At 65.4% G+C, this 18,005-nt stretch carries 20 protein-coding genes and 1 pseudogene; 11 read left to right on the top strand and 10 right to left on the bottom strand.

The features are described 5' to 3' along the window. Positions 1-31 precede the first annotated feature (31 nt). Positions 32-718, top strand: coding sequence for a PhzF family protein (locus tag QOH60_RS06715; RefSeq protein ID WP_526418400.1), 687 nt, complete (start codon positions 32-34; stop codon positions 716-718). Positions 719-726: 8 nt separating this feature from the next. On the opposite strand, the gene nrdR is transcribed toward QOH60_RS06715, so the two are convergent. Then, positions 727-1,185, bottom strand: coding sequence for a transcriptional regulator NrdR (gene nrdR / locus QOH60_RS06710; protein WP_526418593.1), 459 nt, complete (start codon positions 1,183-1,185; stop codon positions 727-729). 92 nt (positions 1,186-1,277) lie between these two features. Then, positions 1,278-1,721 (bottom strand): LysM peptidoglycan-binding domain-containing protein, encoded by a 444-nt coding sequence (locus tag QOH60_RS06705; protein ID WP_526418398.1) that lies wholly within the window; start codon positions 1,719-1,721, stop codon positions 1,278-1,280. Positions 1,722-1,906: 185 nt separating this feature from the next. Between QOH60_RS06705 and lexA the strand changes: the two genes are divergently transcribed. Continuing rightward, positions 1,907-2,584: a transcriptional repressor LexA gene (lexA, locus tag QOH60_RS06700; RefSeq protein ID WP_526418396.1), complete on the top strand. Its 678-nt coding sequence runs from the start codon at positions 1,907-1,909 to the stop codon at positions 2,582-2,584. Positions 2,585-2,617: 33 nt separating this feature from the next. Next, positions 2,618-2,869: a hypothetical protein gene (locus QOH60_RS06695; protein ID WP_526418394.1), complete on the top strand. Its 252-nt coding sequence runs from the start codon at positions 2,618-2,620 to the stop codon at positions 2,867-2,869. 39 nt (positions 2,870-2,908) lie between these two features. Here the strand turns inward: QOH60_RS06695 and QOH60_RS06690 are convergent, their stop codons facing one another. Further along, entirely contained in the window at positions 2,909-4,069 is a 1,161-nt protein-coding gene (locus QOH60_RS06690) for an acyl-CoA dehydrogenase family protein (protein WP_526418392.1), read from the bottom strand. Positions 4,070-4,200: 131 nt separating this feature from the next. Between QOH60_RS06690 and QOH60_RS06685 the strand changes: the two genes are divergently transcribed. After that, a complete protein-coding gene (locus tag QOH60_RS06685; RefSeq protein ID WP_526418390.1) occupies positions 4,201-4,704 on the top strand; it encodes a hypothetical protein in 504 nt (167 codons plus the stop codon). Here QOH60_RS06685 and hflX read toward each other — a convergent pair. From hflX to QOH60_RS06660, 5 genes are read right to left on the bottom strand one after another with little or no spacing between them, the layout of a single operon-like run. Further along, positions 4,701-6,125 (bottom strand): GTPase HflX, encoded by a 1,425-nt coding sequence (gene hflX, locus QOH60_RS06680; RefSeq protein ID WP_526418388.1) that lies wholly within the window; start codon positions 6,123-6,125, stop codon positions 4,701-4,703. The two genes, QOH60_RS06685 and hflX, sit on opposite strands and share 4 nt — an antisense overlap. 52 nt (positions 6,126-6,177) lie before the next feature. Beyond that, positions 6,178-7,044: a diaminopimelate epimerase gene (gene dapF / locus QOH60_RS06675; RefSeq protein ID WP_526418386.1), complete on the bottom strand. Its 867-nt coding sequence runs from the start codon at positions 7,042-7,044 to the stop codon at positions 6,178-6,180. Positions 7,045-7,048: 4 nt separating this feature from the next. After that, positions 7,049-7,966: a tRNA (adenosine(37)-N6)-dimethylallyltransferase MiaA gene (gene miaA, locus QOH60_RS06670; RefSeq protein WP_526418383.1), complete on the bottom strand. Its 918-nt coding sequence runs from the start codon at positions 7,964-7,966 to the stop codon at positions 7,049-7,051. Then, positions 7,963-8,682 (bottom strand): class III extradiol ring-cleavage dioxygenase family protein, encoded by a 720-nt coding sequence (locus QOH60_RS06665; RefSeq protein WP_526418381.1) that lies wholly within the window; start codon positions 8,680-8,682, stop codon positions 7,963-7,965. Before QOH60_RS06665 ends, miaA begins: the two co-directional genes overlap by 4 nt. Positions 8,683-8,718: 36 nt before the next feature. Next, positions 8,719-9,840: a cytochrome P450 gene (locus tag QOH60_RS06660; RefSeq protein ID WP_526418379.1), complete on the bottom strand. Its 1,122-nt coding sequence runs from the start codon at positions 9,838-9,840 to the stop codon at positions 8,719-8,721. Positions 9,841-9,920: 80 nt separating this feature from the next. Here QOH60_RS06660 and QOH60_RS06655 point away from each other — a divergent pair, with 80 nt between their 5' ends. Beyond that, entirely contained in the window at positions 9,921-10,496 is a 576-nt protein-coding gene (locus QOH60_RS06655; protein WP_526418377.1) for a TetR/AcrR family transcriptional regulator, read from the top strand. A gap of 331 nt (positions 10,497-10,827) precedes the next feature. Beyond that, positions 10,828-12,135, top strand: coding sequence for a DUF349 domain-containing protein (locus QOH60_RS06650; protein ID WP_526418375.1), 1,308 nt, complete (start codon positions 10,828-10,830; stop codon positions 12,133-12,135). A 10-nt stretch (positions 12,136-12,145) separates the two neighbouring features. Here QOH60_RS06650 and QOH60_RS06645 read toward each other — a convergent pair whose 3' ends face one another. Both QOH60_RS06645 and miaB read right to left on the bottom strand, forming a co-directional pair. Next, a complete protein-coding gene (locus tag QOH60_RS06645; RefSeq protein ID WP_526418373.1) occupies positions 12,146-12,742 on the bottom strand; it encodes an Rv2732c family membrane protein in 597 nt (198 codons plus the stop codon). Continuing rightward, positions 12,730-14,226, bottom strand: a complete 1,497-nt coding sequence (gene miaB, locus QOH60_RS06640; RefSeq protein WP_526418371.1) for a tRNA (N6-isopentenyl adenosine(37)-C2)-methylthiotransferase MiaB — start codon at positions 14,224-14,226, stop codon at positions 12,730-12,732. The genes QOH60_RS06645 and miaB overlap by 13 nt, the downstream gene beginning before the upstream one ends. 131 nt (positions 14,227-14,357) lie before the next feature. Between miaB and QOH60_RS06635 the strand changes: the two genes are divergently transcribed. From QOH60_RS06635 to QOH60_RS06615, 5 genes and pseudogenes are all read left to right on the top strand, one after another. After that, positions 14,358-15,086, top strand: a complete 729-nt coding sequence (locus QOH60_RS06635) for an amino acid ABC transporter ATP-binding protein (RefSeq protein WP_526418591.1) — start codon at positions 14,358-14,360, stop codon at positions 15,084-15,086. Between the two features lie 59 nt (positions 15,087-15,145). After that, positions 15,146-15,892 (top strand): annotated as a pseudogene (locus tag QOH60_RS06630) (glutamate ABC transporter substrate-binding protein); the annotation flags it as partial. Positions 15,893-15,931: 39 nt separating this feature from the next. Continuing rightward, the gene (locus QOH60_RS06625; protein WP_526418589.1) at positions 15,932-16,606 is read left to right on the top strand and encodes an amino acid ABC transporter permease; all 675 of its coding nucleotides are present in this window, start codon (positions 15,932-15,934) and stop codon (positions 16,604-16,606) included. Further along, a complete protein-coding gene (locus QOH60_RS06620; RefSeq protein WP_526418369.1) occupies positions 16,603-17,472 on the top strand; it encodes an amino acid ABC transporter permease in 870 nt (289 codons plus the stop codon). Before QOH60_RS06625 ends, QOH60_RS06620 begins: the two co-directional genes overlap by 4 nt. 170 nt (positions 17,473-17,642) lie before the next feature. After that, positions 17,643-17,978, top strand: coding sequence for a hypothetical protein (locus QOH60_RS06615; RefSeq protein ID WP_526418367.1), 336 nt, complete (start codon positions 17,643-17,645; stop codon positions 17,976-17,978). Positions 17,979-18,005: the final 27 nt, after the last annotated feature.

The following is an 18,005-nucleotide window of genomic DNA, read 5'->3' as shown; positions in this document are numbered from 1 at the left end:
GGACGCGGCGCCGTCGTCGTAGAGTCGGCGCATGGCTACGGACGTGACGGTGTTGCGCGTGTTCGCCGACCGGGACGGCGACTTTGGAAATCCGCTCGGCGTGGTGGATGCCAGCACCGTCGCCGCAGCCAATCGGCAGCCGCTGGCAACCCAATTAGGTTACAGCGAAACCATTTTCGTCGACCTGCCGGCGGCGGGGTCGGATACCGCGCACGCACAGATCTTTACCCCCGCCACCGAGCTGCCCTTCGCCGGGCACCCGACCGTCGGGCTGTCTTGGTGGCTGCGCGACCGCGGCATGCCGATCCGCACGTTGCACGTGCCGGCAGGGCCGGTTGCCGTCGGGGATGAGAACGGCGTGATTACGGTGCGGGCCCGCGCCGACTGGGCACCCGAGTTCGTTCTTCAGCAATTCGGCGCCGCGGACGATGTGCTCGGCGCCGACCCGACAGAGTTCGCCGACGACGACGCCCACTACCTCTGGGCGTGGATCGACGAGCCCGCTGGACACATGCGTTCGCGAATGTTCGCGTCCGCGTTGGGGGTTCCCGAAGATGAAGCGACGGGGGCTGCGGCGGTGCGGATTACCGACGCTTTGAGTCGCGACCTGACCATTACACAAGGCAAGGGCTCGGTTCTGCGCACCTGGTGGGGCCAGGACGGGTGGGTGCGAGTCGGCGGCCATGTGGTGGACGACGGCATCATCCGCGTCGAATGAAAATACTCTTACGCGGTCACGTTGCGGTGGGCACGCAGCGCCGCGATCTCTCGCTCGAAGTCGTCTGCCGAAGTAAATGACCGGTATACCGACGCGAACCGCAGATAGGCGACCTCGTCGAGATCGCGCAGCGGCCCGAGGATGGCAAGTCCCACTTCGTGACTGGGGACCTCGGGCGAGCCCGTGGCACGCACCGTGTCCTCGACCTGCTGCGCAAGCAGGTTCAGTGCGTCGTCGTCGACCTGCCGCCCTTGGCACGCCCGTCGCACGCCACCGATCACCTTTTCGCGGCTGAACGGTTCGGTCACGCCGCTGCGCTTGACGACCGCGAGCACGGCAGTCTCGACGGTGGTGAATCTGCGGCCGCATTCCGGGCATGAGCGCCGGCGCCGAATCGCTTGACCTTCATCGGTTTCGCGAGAGTCGACGACCCGGGAGTCGGGATGACGGCAGAACGGACAGTGCATGACTGCTCCTTTGCCGCGCAGGCCGTGGGTCGAGTAGAACTCCCCCGAGATTACCTGCGGGTACCGAGCAGCGGCCAACGTGACCGTCGACATCAGCTGACGGGCGCGAGAAGCGTCTGCCCGGCGTCCAAAGCCGCGGAATCGAGTTGGTTGAGTTCCTTGATTCTCTCGACGACAGCGGTCACCGGCATGTCGGGCGCCACCCGGGCCGCCAACCGCTGCAGGCTCTCCCCTGGCTGCACTTGCACGACGGCGAGCTGCTGGGGAACCTCAGCCGACACAGCGCCGCGCGCCTGCGCCAACGACACGAGCCACACCGTGATGAGTGCGGCAACAACGGCGAGAAGGAGGGTCATCGCGATGCCCACCGGACGTGGCTGATGCGGCGCACGCGACACTTTTACTCCGGAGCCCCGGTACACCGTGGCGCCATGACCTGGGCGAACGCGGCTTACTCGGCGCGGACGCTGCGCGAGGCGGCGGCCGCTATCTAGCAGCTCAGGCGCCGATCGGTATTCCATATCGATGACAGTCATCTGCGTTCCTTCCGCCGTCACTTTCGCTCCTGTGTTCGAATATACTCGATCATGCGTTCGAAATACGAACGTTTGATCGATTTCTACCAAAGGGCACCGACAACTACGCGCGCTGAACGTCACGAACGCGACACGCCTCGAACACATGTTTGAATTTCGCCGTGACGGCAGTTACATTTGGCAACATGAGCGACAGCAGCGGCACACCACACCCTTCGCCTCAAGCCGGCCTCACCCAGCGTCAGCGCACCATCTTGGACGTGATCCGCGCCTCAGTGACCACGCGCGGCTATCCCCCGAGCATTCGGGAAATCGGTGACGCCGTGGGCCTCACCTCGACGTCGTCGGTGGCCCATCAGCTTCGGACACTGGAGAAAAAGGGTTACTTGCGCCGCGACCCGAACCGGCCGCGTGCCGTCGACGTCCGCGGCGCCGACGAGATGGCGATTCCACCGACCACCGACGTCGCCGGCTCGGATGCCTTGCCGGAGCCCACGTTTGTGCCCGTCCTCGGCAGGATCGCCGCAGGCGGCCCGATACTCGCCGAGGAAGCCGTGGAAGATGTCTTTCCGCTTCCCCGCGAGCTTGTCGGGGAGGGATCGCTGTTTCTGCTCAAGGTCGTCGGCGAGTCGATGGTCGACGCCGCGATCTGCGACGGCGACTGGGTGGTGGTCCGTCAGCAGAACACCGCCGACAACGGCGATATCGTCGCGGCGATGATCGACGGCGAGGCCACTGTGAAGACGTTCAAGCGCACCGGGAATCACGTGTGGTTGATGCCGCACAACCCCGCCTTCGACCCGATCCCCGGCAACGACGCCGCGATCCTGGGCCGCGTAGTGACGGTGATCCGCAAGATATAGCGACGGGCACCGCAGTCGGTGCATGCTGAACAGATGGCCGCATGGAGGCGCCGGGCGGTTTCGCTGATGTCGGTGACGATTGCCGCCGCCACTCTGGCGGTGCCGTGGCCCGACTCCTCGGACGGCGTGAGATACCTTGCGATCTGCCCGAATGGCATGGTGCCCAACCCCGCTGGCTACGGATGCGTGCCGTACGCACCCGGAACAGGAGCCCCGACCCAAGAAGTCCTCACCCGCTGCCACGGGAATTACTACCTCTGCGTCTGGCCGTATCCGACGCCGTAGGGCTGTCAAACACCCAGGCTGCGCTGATGGCCTGGGCTGTCAAACACCCAGGCTGCGCCCGATAATTTCCTTCATGATCTCCGTCGTGCCTCCGTATATCGTCTGCACGCGAGAGTCCATGAACGCCTGGGCAATTGGGTATTCGCGCATGTACCCGTACCCACCGTGCAGTTGAAGGCAGCGGTCGATGAGCCGGACCTGAGCCTCAGTGGAATACCACTTCGCCATCGCGGCCTGCTCCACCGTGAGCTTCTCCTCGAGGTGCAGCTTGATGAACTCATCGACCATGATCCGCACAACCGTGGCCTCGGTCGACAACTCCGCAAGCAAAAACCTGCTGTTCTGGAAGCTGCCGATCGGCTTGCCGAAAGCCTTGCGCTCCTTGGTGTATTGCAGCGTGGTCTCCAGTGCCTCTTCCATCGCTGCCGCCGCCATGATCGCGATATTGAGTCGCTCCTGAGGCAGGTTCTGCATCAGGTACACAAAGCCCATGCCCTCCAGCCCCAGCATGTTCTCTCCTGGCACCCGCACGTTGTCGAACGACAGCTCGGCAGTGTCCTGGGCGTCCAGGCCGATCTTGTGCAGTTTGCGGCCGCGTTCGAAGCCCTCCATTCCGCGCTCGACGACGAGTAGCGAGAACCCTTGCGCGCCTTTGTCAGGAGAGGTCTGCGCAACCACGATGACGAGGTCCGAATTGATCCCGTTGGTGATGAACGTCTTTGCTCCGTTGAGCACCCAGTCGTCGCCGTCTCTCACCGCACGGGTCTTGATCCCCTGCAGGTCGCTGCCGGTTCCCGGCTCGCTCATTGCGATGGCCGTGATCAGCTCGCCGCTGCAGAAGCCCGGAAGCCAGCGCTGCTTCTGCTCGTCGCTGCACAGCCGCAGCAGATACGGCAGCACGATGTCGTTGTGCAGGCCGAAGGCGATGCCGCTGAACCGGCCGGTCGTGGTCTCTTCGGTGATGATGGTGTTGTAGCGGAAGTCCGCGTTGCCGCCGCCGCCGTACTCCTCGGGTACCGCCATCCCGAGGAAGCCCTGCTTGCCTGCCTCGAGCCAGACACCGCGGTCGACGATCTTGTCCTTCTCCCACTGCTCGTGGTACGGCGCTACATGCCGTTCGAGGAAGGCCCGGTAGGACTCGCGGAACAGGCGGTGCTCCGGCTCGAACAGCGTGCGCTCATACTTGACCGCAACTCCCATTGATGCTCCTTGTGCGCGGGCCCATACAGGGACCTTCGGTGGGGACTTGCCGCCAAAGATATACCAACCGGATGGTTGGTCAGCTTCCGGCCTGTGCGGGTACAGAACCACAGCGCACTACAGTCGGCCGGGTGACGGATACCATCGCCGTCCAAGAACTCGGACGGGTCATCGAGTTCTCGATCGACGACCTGATGCGCTACCACGGCGCGGGCTCGCCGGCTGGCGTGGCCAATGCATTCAAGGTGCTTCAGCGCGCGTTCGCTCTGCTCTCCCCGACTGCGCCGCCGGATCGACGGTCGGTGGTGATCCGCACCGCGTTCCAGGGACCGGGCGCCAGGGACGGAATCGAGGCGGTCACCCGGGCGGTCACCGACGGCCGCTACATCGTCGACCGAGCGCTGGCCCGCCCCGACCTCGGGCGGCTCCGCGAGAGCTTCGTGTTCGAGATCAGCATCGGCGATGCCACGACGACGCTCGTGATCCACGATGGGTTCGTCACCGCGGAGTTCATCGATCTCGCCCAGAAGGACGGCCGCACTGCCGACGAGGAACTCCGCCTCGACGAGCTGAAAGCACAACTCGCACAACGGGTGATGAGTGCCGACGCCGCCGACGTCTACGCCATCAGCTAGACCGCAGCGAACTCGCGCAGACTGGCAGCCAGCGCCAGCGGGACCCGAGCCCTGATCCGGGTGCCCTCCGCATTGTGCTCGGACTCCTGAACCCGGCCGTCGGCGTGCACTCGTGCCACAAGATCACCTCGGTGGTAAGGGATTACGACATCAATGGCCATGTCGGCGGGCACCGCCAACTCGGCCATCCGCCGACGCAGCTCGTCGAGGCCCTCGCCTGTGTGCGCCGAGACGAACACCGCGCCGGGCAGGGCCCGCCGCAGCTTGGCCATCGCCAAATCGCCTGCGGCGTCAATCTTGTTCACGACGAGAAGTTCGGGCGCGGGCTTGGCGTCACGATCAATGACGACCTCGCGGACGACTTGCCGCACCGCATCGACCTGAGCCAACGGGTTGGCGTCCGAGCCATCGACCACGTGCACCAGCAGGTCGGCGTCGACGACCTCCTCCAACGTCGAGCGAAACGCTTCGACGAGCTGGGTCGGTAGATGCCGCACGAAGCCCACCGTGTCCGTGAGCACGAACGGCCTGCCGTCGTCGAATTGCCCACGCCTGGTGGTGGGTTCGAGTGTCGCGAATAGCGCATCCTGCACCAGCACTCCCGCGCCGGTGAGCGCGTTGAGCAGACTCGACTTGCCCGCGTTGGTGTAGCCGACGATCGCGATCGAGGGAACGTCGCTCTGCAGCCTGCGGCCACGGCGGGTGTCCCGTGCCTGCTTCATGCCCTTGATCTCGCGGCGCAGCTTGGACATTCGCTCGCGGATACGCCGGCGGTCGGTCTCGATCTTGGTCTCACCTGGCCCGCGCAGACCCACTCCGCCGCCGCTGCCGCCCGCGCGGCCACCGGCCTGCCGGGACATCGACTCGCCCCAGCCGCGCAACCGAGGCAACATGTACTCCATTTGCGCGAGGGTGACCTGAGCCTTGCCTTCGCGGGTGTGCGCGTGCTGGGCGAAGATGTCGAGAATCAGCGCGGTGCGGTCAATGACCTTGACCTTCACCGCCCTTTCGAGCGCCGTCAGCTGCGCGGGGCTGAGCTCCCCGTCGCAGATCACGGTGTCAGCGCCGGTGGCGACGACGACCTCGCGCAGCTCGCGCGCCTTGCCGGACCCGATGTATGTCGACGCGTCGGGCTTGTCGCGGCGCTGAATGAGCCCCTCAAGCACCTGCGAGCCCGCCGTCTCAGCCAGGGCCGCAAGCTCGGCAAGGCTGGCGTCGGCATCTGCTGCGCGACCTTCGGTCCACACACCGACCAGAACGACGCGTTCGAGCCGCAGTTGCCGGTATTCGACCTCGGAAACGTCGGCAAGCTCAGTCGACAGACCGCGCACGCGGCGCAGCGCGGCCCGATCATCGAGCGCGAGTTCACCGGTGCTGGGAAGGTCCCCGGAAAGGATGTCTGGAAAATCTGGATATGTCATAGGCAATAAAAGATGTTGCCCGCCGAACGGCGGTCACGCATCTGAATAAACGTCACCGGGTCTGCCACCATTCCTCCGAGATCTCGCCGCGAGCCACCAGAACCGACGGTCCGCGCAGCAGGCTGGTGCCATCGGTCACGGTGACGTCGACCTCGCCGCCCGGGATGCGGACCGTCACCAAACCTGTCGATGCGCCGTCGTAGGCCAGTGCCGCGACCGCGGCAGCGACGGTTCCCGTTCCGCACGAGCGCGTTTCGCCGACTCCACGCTCGTGCACCCGCATCGACACGGTGCCGCCGGACGGGGCCGTCAGCACTTCGACGTTGACACCGTGCGGAAACTGACCACGGTCGAAAGAAACCGGGGCTGCAACATCGAGCGCGGCCAGCGTTTCGGGGGTCAAGGCCGGGTCGATGCACGCCAGATGGGGGTTGCCGACGTCGACGGCGAGGCCCCTGAACGTGCGACCGCCCACGACCGCGTCGCCCGTGCCGACCTGATTGGCCTTGCCCATCTCGACGGTGACGTCGGCGAAAGTGTCGTCGAAACTGTGCACCAGAACGGGTCTGGCACCGGCCAGCGATCCGATCACAAACTCGTCGGTCGACTCCAAACCGCTGGAGCGAAGGTAGTGCGCGAACACCCGCACACCGTTGCCGCACATCTCCGCCACGGAGCCGTCGGCGTTGCGGTAGTCCATGTACCAGTCGCCGCCGCTCACCCCTTCGGGGAGTCGATCGAGAACCCCGCTCGACACGGCTTCCTCTGCGATACACATCCTCAGCACTCCGTCGGCTCCGAGGCCGCGCCTGCGGTCGCACAGAGCAGCAACGGCTGTGGATTCCAACGCCAGCTTCGCCCTGACGTCGACCAAGACGACGAAGTCGTTCTCGGTGCCATGGCCCTTGGCGAAGATCACCTGCTCAGGATACGTGGCGCCACGCTTTCACCGTGCTTTCCACAAGGTCGGGATCCGCGCCGTCGTACCAGCGGATGCGATGATCGCGGCGGAACCATGACCGCTGACGGCGGACATATCGCCTGGTCCCGATGAATGTCTGCGCACGCGCTTCGCGAAGAGCACCTTCCAGGTAGGGAGCGTCCAGCGCGGCCAGCACCTGCGAGTAGCCCAGCGCCCGCGACGCCGTCACGCCCTCGCGCAGGCCCCGCGGCAGCAACGCCCGCACCTCGGCCACAAGGCCTGCCTCGAACATCTGCTCAGTGCGCTGAGCCAGCCGATCATCGAGTTGATTTGTCTCCCAATCGACTCCGACGATCACCGCGTCCCACCGCGGACTCCCGATCGATGGCGCGGACGCCGCGAACGGGCGGCCCGTCAGTTCTACGACCTCCAGCGCGCGCACAATCCGGCGGCCATCGGAGGCAAGGATCGACCCGGCGGCTTCGGCATCCACCTCCGCCAGCTCACGATGAAGCTGCTCGACGCCGATCTCCGCGAGGCGTTGTTCGAAGCGAGCGCGGACCGCGGGGTCCGTCGCCGGAAACGACCAGGCGTCGAGCAGCGACTGGACGTACATCATCGATCCGCCGACGATCACCGGCACCGCGCCCTTGTCGAGGATCGCCTCCACGTCCGTGGCCGCGCCCCGCTGATAATTCGCCACAGTGGCCGTCTCGGTGACGTCGAGCACGTCCAGTTGATGGTGCGGGATGCCACGCCGCTGCTCGACAGGCAGCTTCGCGGTGCCGACGTCCATGCCGCGGTAGAGCTGCATCGCGTCGGCGTTGACTATCTCGCCGCCGAGCCGTTCCGCGACATTCAGAGCCAGCTCCGACTTGCCGGTAGCAGTCGGCCCGACGATCGCGATCGGTCGCGTCACTCGGTCAATTCCCCGGTCGCTTCGCTCCTGCCCTCCGGAACCCAGACGCCGACGAAGTAACCGACCCCGAAAGGCGCCCCACGATAGAGCTCCTTCACCGAGCGCGGCGGTGTGCGGGCCAGGCCGGCGAGCACCTGCCAGGCGACCCGGCCACTGATCGAACCGGGCAGACGGGCCAGCGCTGCGACGTCGCCGGAGGCCAGCGCATCGTCGAGGGCGGATTGGACCGCGACCGACTCCGAGTCGTAACCGCCTGGCGCGCGGGCCGTCAATGTGTTCGCGCCGTCTGCGACGACCAGGACTCCCACATCGTGGTCGGCAGCGTCGATCGTCGACCGCAGATCGCGACCGCATCGCAGCGCGTCGTCCCCCTCGGCGGTGTGTGCGACGACACGCACCTCCGCGCGCGCCGCTGGCCGGGCATGCGAACGCACCCACCCGGTCACCAAGGCACACAGCGGCAGTTCGCCGACCGTGTCGGCGTCCGGCGAGAGCCCGACACGGACGTCGACGCCGTACCCGGCGAACGTGCCCGCCGCCTCCGGCCCGACGAACTCGTCCGCCGGCCCGACGCCGATGGCCACCCACTGCTGCGGCAACGCGCCCGCCGCCGCGAACACCGCCCGACGGAGATTGGTCAGCTCGTCAGCCGCGGCCCCGACGAGCTGAGGCACCAGCAGCGGCGCGGACGGAACGATCGCAATGGCCGACAACACCGCTTCACGTTATCGAGCGACCTGTAGCGGATGCGGTCACCACGACACTGGTAACTCGACAAGACCACCGGCCAGCACATCGCACCGCACGGTCAGCGCTGCGGGGTCGAGGGCAAGATGCATGGTCGGGAAGCGTGGAATGAGTTGACCGAGCACTGTTTTCAGCTCGATACGCGCTAACGGGGCGCCGATGCAGTAGCGTGCGCCATGGCCGAACGCGAGGTGGCCGCTGGCCTTGCGGGAGATGTCCAGGTGGTCGGGGTCACCGAAGGCAGCTGGGTCGTGGTTGGCGGCGCTGATGTCCAAAAGCACCAGGTCTCCCGTGTGAATTTCGACGCCGTCGATCTCGAAGTCGCTGCGGGCATATCGCGGAACGCCCCCAACGCCGCCACTTGACGTTGTGAGCCGTAACAGTTCATCGACCGCGTTGGGGATTAGCGCAGGGTTTGCGTGAAGCCTGCGCCATTGATCAAGGTGGGTTAGCAACGCCAATACGCCCTGGCCGATCTGCACCACCGTGGTCTCGTGGCCAGCGAACAGCAATGCCATCGACATCTCGGCGGCCTCGCTGTCGGACACCCCGTCAACGGCGCAGAGCCGAGAGATCACGTCGTCTTTCGGATGCGCTCGTTTGTGCTCGACCAGATTCCGGCCGTAGTCGAAGAGTTCGCGTAGCGCATGCTCGGACCGAGCGTGGTCGCGCACGTTCCCGGCATCGTGGGTCCACGCGCGGAACTGGTCGCGGTCGGCATAGGGCACCCCGAGCAGTTCGCAGATCACCAGAACAGGCAGGGGCACCGCCAACGCCATGTGAAGATCTGCGGGCGGCCCGTGATCGGCTAATTCGTCCAACACTCGGGAGGTGAGTTCGTCGACCCTCGGCGTCAACGCTCGCATGTGCTTGGGCGAGAAGTGCGGCTGCAGCAATTCGCGCATTCTGACGTGGTCTGCCGCCTCGGTGTCGAAGTTGCCGAGCGGTCCGCCGAACAGGGCCGATTCCCCGGTGCGCGCCGCCGTCGCAGGGCGGGCATGAGAACGGCCCAGACGGTCGTCGTCCAACAGTCGCCGCACCTGGGCGTAGCCGCTTACCAGCCAGGCTTGATCTCCGACCGCTGTTCGGACCCGCGTGACCATCCCCAGTTGGCTGACTTTGGTCATTAGACACTCCGGTCAACTTGTAAATATTATTATATACAAGACTAGTTGTATAATCTGTTGTTGACAATATGGAGGTCGAGATGGAAGCGGTCCCGTCCGAGCCGACCCGTCGGATGGCCCGTGCGGAACGGCGCGAGCAGATCGTCGACGCCGCGAAGCGCGCCTTTGCCCGCGCCGGCTTCGTGCGCACCGGTCTGGACGCGATCGCGGCCGAAGCCGGCGTCAGCCCCGTGATCCTCTATCGACACTTCGCGTCGAAGGCCGATCTATACCGCGAAGTCCTCCACAGCGCCCACACCCGACTTCGCGACGCGGTCGGCGCCGACGACTTCACCGACGCCAGCATCCCGGCCCTGATCCGCGCCGCGGCCGCGGATCCGGACGCCTTCCGACTGCTCTTCCGCCACGCCGCTCGCGAACCCGAATTCCGCGACACGATCGATGCCCTGGACGTGACAGCGACGGCGATTACACATCGCGCCCTCGGAGCTGATGTCAGCGAGGACCAGTGGCGCGACTGGGCGGCGCGACTTCTTCCCACGCTGACGATCGACGCGGTCATCGCCTGGCTCGACGCCGGGCAGCCTGACCCGGACCAAGCCGCGATCCGCGTCCGTCGCATCGTCGACGCCGTCATTGAGCGTTTGCCGAATTAGCCCGGGAGGCACGTTGGCCGATGGCGGCTCCCGATGAGTCGCTCGCCATCGCCTCACGGCGGGCAAGCGCGATCGCCGCCACGACCATCGCCAAGACGGCCAGCCCAAGCACGAGCCAGCCCGCATCGTCGGTTTCAGCGTCTCGCCCAGCACCACGATGCCGAGCACCGAACCGACGCCTTCTCGCGAGTACGCCAAGCGGGCGCCACGCGAGGCGTCGAACTGCTTCAATAACGGAGGCGAAGGGACACTTCACGTCTCTTCGACGATAGCTATCAGGCGCCGCGATGCGCGGCAGGTGAGCGGGCCGACGCCCGCGGAGGTGTACCAGATGACGGAGATCCAACCCACACCCGCACCACGGCCGATGCCGAAACCGGGGCCGCCTCGTCCCGCCGCACGACCTGCACATTCCGTGCCCGCGAGCAGCGATCCGCACCGCTTCGGACGCGTGGACCCCGACGGCTCCGTCTGGCTCTTCACCTCCTCAGGCGAGCGGATGATCGGCTCGTGGCAGGCCGGCGACACAGAGGCGGCATTCGCCCACTTCGGCCGCCGCTTCGACGACCTGAGCACCGAGGTCGACCTGCTGGAGCATCGGCTCAGCTCGGGAAGTGGTGACGCCCGCAAGATCCGCGCGTCGGCCGCGGGATTGGAAGAAGGGCTGGCAACCGCGGCGGTGCTCGGCGACATCGATTCCCTGGCCGCGCGGCTGCACGCGATCCGTGAACGGGCCGACGAGGCCGCCCAGGCGGATAGGGCCCAGCGGGAGGAACACCGCGCTGCCCAGATCGCGCTCAAGGAGGCGCTGGCCGCGGAGGCCGAAGAGCTTGCAGCGAATGCGGTGCAGTGGAAGACCGCCGGTGATCGGCTGCGGGCCATCCTCGAGGAGTGGCGGACGATCACGGGCGTCGACCGCAAAACCGACGACGCGCTGTGGAAGCGGTATTCGACGGCGCGCGAGACGTTCAATCGACGGCGCGGTTCGCATTTCGCCGAGCTGGATCGGGAACGCGCCGGCGTGCGACAGGCGAAGGAACAGTTGTGCGAACGCGCCGAAGAGCTTGCGGACTCAACTGATTGGACCGCGACGGCTGCAACGTTCCGTCAGCTGCTCACGGACTGGAAAGCCGCGGGCCGGGCCGCCAAGGACGTCGACGATGTGTTGTGGAGGCGGTTCAAGGGCGCGCAGGACACGTTCTTCGCTGCGCGCAACGCCGTGACCGCCGAACGCGACGCCGAGCTGACTGCGAATGCCACTGCCAAAGAAGAGCTGCTGACCAAGGCCGAACGGCTCGATCTGAGCGACGTCGACGCCGCGCGAGCAGAATTGCGGTCGATCGCCGACAAGTGGGATGCGATCGGCAAGGTGCCGCGGGAACGTTCGAGCGAACTGGAGCGTCGGCTCCGAGGGGTGGAGAAGCGGGTTCGCGATGCCGCCGACTCGGATCGAGGCGATCCGCAGGCCGCCCAGCGGGCCGAGCAATTCCGTTCTCGCGCTGAGCAATTCGAACAACAAGCGGCAAAGGCAGAGGCGGCCGGCCGTACGAAGGACGCCGAGGAGGCCCGCGCCAACGCGCAGCAGTGGCGCGAGTGGGCGGAAACCGCTGAGGGCGCACTCGGCCGAAAGAGCCGCTAAGCGCTCCGATTCAGGCGTCTTTATCGTTCTCGTCGTCGAGGCTGTCGAGCAGATTTCTGGACTGCCGCTCTGCGGCCGCGCGGCGTCGTTCCTCCTCGGCGGCGAGGTGCACTGCGGTACGGCTCCACACCACGCGGGCCCAGTGAAACGTCAGCAGGATCACCGCGATCCAGGCGATCACGAGCCCGTACGCCGGGCCGGGATGACCTGCGCCCGCTGTCTGGCGTGACCAGATCGCCAGCATGCCGGCCGCGCTCGCGACCGCCGAGCCTGCAAGCGCGATCCAGGCCACCGCCCACCGCCGCGTCAGCAGAGCCAGTATGGAGAATCCGACGCCGAAAACCAGTGCCAGCCAGCTGAACACGCGATGCGGCAATGCGACCCCGACCTTCGCTGCCGCTGGACCGCCGATCAGCGCGTCGAAGCCGCGCGCGCCTCCGGTGTGTGGCAGCGCGAAGGTCAACAGCAGCACGAACACCAGAATCGCGACCACCAAAGCCCGTGCGCCGGGATCAATTTCGCCTGCCACGCGCCGCTCGGCGGCGTCGATGTCCCTCTTGAACTCGTCGAACGCGCCGTCCTTGTCCGACCTGCTCACCGCGCGCATCCCGTGGACACCACGGCTGGTGGCGTACCAATCCCCGGAAGTCCCAGCCCAATTGTGCTCGGCCGGCGGCCCGCCTCGTGCGCGTCACCCGCCCGGGTGCGCCGGTGGGTCAGCACCGCGCCGTCGGCAATCAGGTAGTGCGGTGCGGCATCGGTGATCACGGTGGTGACCACGTCGCCGGGCCGGGCGTCTCCCGGTGGAGCGAAATGCACCAGGCGCCCATCGCGCGCGCGGCCACTCATCCGCAACGTCAGGTCGTTCTTGCGACCCTCCCCCGTCGCCACCAGCACCTCGACGGTGGTGCCGACCTGGGCGCAGTTCTCCTCGAGAGAGATCCGCTCCTGCAGACTGATCAGGCGCTCATAACGTTCCTGCACAACCTCTTTGGACAACTGGCCGGGCATCTCCGCCGCGGGCGTGCCCGGCCGCTTCGAGTACTGGAACGTGAACGCGCTCGAGAACCGGGCCTGCTGCACCACGTCGAGTGTGGCGGCGAAATCATCTTCGGTTTCGCCGGGGAACCCGACGATCAGGTCCGTGGTGATCGCGGCGTGGGGCATCGCGGAGCGGACGCGGTCAAGGATTGAAAGGTACCGCTCAGCTCGGTATGACCTGCGCATCGCGCGCAACACGCGATCGGATCCCGACTGCAGCGGCATGTGAAGAGCCGGACAGACATTCGGCGTGACGGCCATCGCCTCGATGACATCGTCGGTGAACTCTGCCGGGTGCGGCGATGTGAACCGGACCCGTTCCAGCCCGCCGATGCGGCCACAGGCGCGTAGCAGCGAAGCGAAGGCTCCCCGGTCTCTGGGCAGCGTCGGGTCGGCGAACGAAACTCCATACGCGTTCACGTTCTGACCCAGCAGCGTCACCTCGAGCACGCCCTGGTCCACCAGGGAGGAGACTTCGGCGAGGATGTCGTCGGGGTTGCGGTCGACTTCTTTTCCGCGTAGCGCCGGAACGATGCAGAACGTGCAGCTGTTGTTGCAACCGACGGAGATGGAAACCCATGCCGCATAAGCGGATTCGCGTGCGGCCGGGAGAGCCGACGGGAACTCGACGAGCGCTTCGGCGATCTCCACCTGGGCGGTCCGGTTGTGCCGGGCGCGGTCGAGCAGCTGCGGCAGTGAGCCGATGTTGTGGGTTCCGAACACGACGTCGACCCATGGCGCCCTGCTCAACACCGCGTCGCGATCCTTTTGTGCCAGGCAGCCGCCGACGGCGATCTGCATGTCGGGCTCGCGATGCTTCCGCGGGGCGAGGTGGCTGAGGTTGCCGTACAGCTTGTTGTCGGCGTTCTCGCGCACGGCGCACGTGTTGAACACGACGACGTCGGCGTCCGCGCCGTCGGGGGCCTTGGTGTAGCCGGCCGCTTCCAGGAGTCCGGCCAGCCGCTCGGAGTCGTGCACATTCATCTGGCAGCCGTACGTGCGGACCTGATAGGTCCGGGCTGCCGCAGACGATGCGTACGTCCGAGTCACGTGCCCATGGTACGGAGCGGCTGGCCGCGCGAACTTACCGGGGAATTCAGATGAGCGGCCCAGGCTGTGCATTTCCTGGGTAGGGTCAGCCCATGACGGAATCGACGCCGGCCGAGGAACGCTCCACCCCGATGGTCTCGCTGCAAGACGTCAACAAGCATTTCGGCGAGTTGCATGTCCTCAAGGACATTAACCTCGATGTCGACCGCGGTGAGGTCATGGTGATCCTCGGCCCGTCGGGCTCCGGCAAGTCGACGCTATGCCGCGCCATCAACCGGCTCGAGCCCATCGACTCCGGCACGATCACGCTCGACGGAGTGACGTTGCCAGAGGAGGGTAAGGGCCTCGCACGGTTGCGCTCGGATGTCGGAATGGTGTTCCAGTCCTTCAATCTCTTCGCGCACAAGACGATCATCGACAACGTCACGCTGGCACCGATCAAGGTGCGCGGCACACCGAAGAAGAAGGCGCGGGAAGAGGGATTGGCGCTGCTTGACCGGGTCGGCATCGCCAACCAGGCCGACAAGTACCCGGCTCAGCTGTCCGGCGGACAGCAACAACGAGCCGCCATCGCCCGGTCGCTGGCGATGCACCCCAAGGTGATGCTCTTCGACGAGCCGACCAGCGCGCTCGATCCCGAGATGATCAACGAGGTCCTCACCGTGATGGTCGGGCTGGCTTCTGAGGGCATGACGATGGTGGTGGTCACCCACGAAATGGGGTTCGCCAAACGCGCGGCCAAGCGGGTGGTGTTCATGGCCGACGGCGCGATCGTCGAGACCGCGCCGCCGACGGACTTCTTCGACAACCCGCAAAGCGGCCGCGCCAAGGAATTTCTCGCCCACATCCTCGGTCACTAGGCGCATCCATGCTGAGAAAACCGATTCACCTGGCTGCAGTCATCGGACTCTTGCTGACGATGATGGGAGCGCTGACGGGCTGCGGAACTAATTACAGAGTCACGATCGGGGTGAAGTTCGACCAGCCCGGCATGAGCCTGCGCAATCCCGACGGCTCGCTGAGCGGGTTCGACATCGACGTCGCGACATATGTCGCCGAGCAATTGGGGTACAAGCCCGAAGAGATCGAATGGAAGGAGTCGCCGTCGAATCTGCGTGAGACGCTGATCCAGAACGGCCAGGTCGACTACATCGTCGGCACCTATTCGATCACCGAGTCGCGCAAGCAAAAGGTGGCGTTTGCGGGGCCCTATTTCCAGACGGGGCAGAGCCTTTTGGTCCGCGCGGACAACACCGACATCGTGGGCCCCCAGTCGCTGCAGAACAACAAGACGCTGTGCTCGGTCGCGGGCTCGACACCGGCGCAGAACATTCAGAAGAAATATCCCGGGGTGCAATTGCAGCAGTACGACACCTACGGGCTCTGCGTCGAGGCATTGAAACAGGGTGTGGTCGACGCCGTCACCACCGATGCCGTCATCCTGGCCGGCTACGCAGAGCAGAACCCAGGTGTGTTGAAGCTGGCCGGCGACCCCTTCTCGAAGGAGCTCTACGGCGTCGGCATGTCGAGAGATAACAACGAACTGCGCAAGCAGATCAACGATGCGCTACAGAAGTTCATCGACACCGGCCAATGGAAGACGTCATTCGACAAGAACCTCGGCAAGTCGGGTTACACACCGCCCCCGCCGCCGAAGATCGACCGCTACGACGTCAAGGCCGCCAGCGCGGCGCCCGTCGGCCAGATCTACCAGGACTACCACGCCAGGTTCCTGAAGGCGTTCTGGGTGACGATCCAGCTCACATTCTGGTCTGCGATCGGCGCTTTGATACTCGGCACAGTCCTTGCAGCGATGCGGATGTCGCCGGTACCCGTATTGCGATGGCTGGGCGCAACCTACGTGACCATCTTGCGCAACACGCCGCTGACCTTGATCCTGCTGTTCTGCTCACTGGGCTTGTATACGACGCTCCAAGTCGCACTGGCATCCAGGAGCTCATCAAACTTCCTCGAACAGAACAACTTCCGGTTAGCGGTGCTGGGGCTGACGATCTATACCGCGGCGTTCGTGTGCGAGTCGGTGCGGTCTGGCGTCAACACCGTCCCGGTCGGGCAAGCAGAGGCGGCGCGGTCGCTCGGCTTTACGTTCGGCCAGAATCTGCGAATGATCCTGCTGCCACAGGCTTTTCGTTCGGTGATCGCCCCGCTGGGGTCAGTTCTGATCGCACTGACCAAGAACACGACGATCGCCTCGGCAATCAGCGTTGCCGAGGCCGCGCTCCTGATGAAAGAAATGAATGAGAACCTCGCGGCGACGCTACTGGTCGGTGCAGTGTTCGCGGCCGGATTCGTGGTGCTGACTTTGCCTTTGGGATTGCTGTTCACGTACTTAGGACGACGACTGGCGGTCAAGAGATGAGCGAACCGACGGTCTTGTACGACGCCCCAGGGCCACGGGCGAAGATCCGCGATGCCATCACCTCCGTGGTCACGGCGGCGGTGATCATTGGCGTCATCGGCTTTGTGATCGTACAGCTCAACGCGAAAGGCCAACTGTCAGCAGCGAAATGGAAGCCATTCACCACGTCGAACCTCTGGGTGACGTACATCTGGCCGGGCGTGCAGGGCACCTTGCTGGCGGCTGGGCTGTCGATCGTGCTTGCCGGCATCCTCGGAATCCTGCTTGGCGTCGGCCGACTGTCGACGAACTCGGCAATCCGCTGGGTATCGGCCACCGTGGTCGAATTTTTCCGCGCGGTTCCCGTGCTGATCATGATGATCTTCTCGTACTCCGTCTACGCGCTGTACGACGTGTTTCCTTCCAAGCAACTCGCGTTGGCCGGCGTTGTCACGGGATTGACGCTGTACAACGGCGCCGTGATCGCCGAAATCGTGCGGGCCGGCGTCAACGCCCTGCCACGGGGGCAACGCGAAGCGGCGTCGTCTCTCGGACTGCGGGCCGGTCAGACGATGCGGCTCGTGCTGCTGCCGCAAGCCATCACCGCGATGCTGCCGGCATTGATTTCCCAACTGGTCGTCGTCCTCAAGGACACCGCGATCGGCTACCAGATCTCGTACCTCGAGATGGTCCGTCAAGGCACGACCATCGGTGCGCAATACAGCAATTATATTCCCGCGCTCGCCGTCATCGCGGTACTGATGATCGCGGTGAACGTGGGGTTGTCGTGGCTGGCGGTCCGTGTGGAGCGCAGGCTGAACAGGCGCAGTCGCACGGCCGCCGCGGCGGAAGAGGTCACGCAGAAGATGGATACCGCCGGGGCTTAGCTGGTTGCGGCTCTTCACGAAACAGAAGCCATGGTCGTGATTCAGCGAAAATCACAGCCATAACTTCAGTTTCGGCGATGGATCGGGTGAGCAGGGACGGCGGCTGTCGGCGTTGTAACGACTACAAGTCGGACAGCGAACCCCAGTAAGAGGTTGTCGAGGGGTAGCAAATGATGAAGGCAAGTCTGGTGGCGGCGATCGCCATCATGGGTGCGGTCTCGATCACAACGCCTGCCTGGGCCGAGCCCGACCCGCACATCCCTAACGGTGCCGCCGACTGGTGCCCGGGCGGCGAGCGCCCCAGATACGGGGGCGGTAAGTATTGCCTCGGCATACCGTTCGCTGACAACACGTTTTACTCGCAGACTTGGTCTTTCGGCCCGAGCGGTCCTTTCGCCCCGGGCGCCTGGTTCGGATTCGCCGCCTGCAGCCGATGGATCGAAGGCTCCATTCAAGGGGCGCTACCCAGCGGATGCGGCGGGGTCAGATCCGTCGACATCAGGTGATAGCACGCCGAAGCTGAAGCTATGGTC

It is taken from the genome of Mycobacterium sp., from assembly GCF_032159765.1.
In the GTDB taxonomy this organism is placed as follows: Bacteria; Actinomycetota; Actinomycetes; order Mycobacteriales; family Mycobacteriaceae; genus Mycobacterium.
This window is presented reverse-complemented; position numbering and strand designations above follow the sequence as displayed.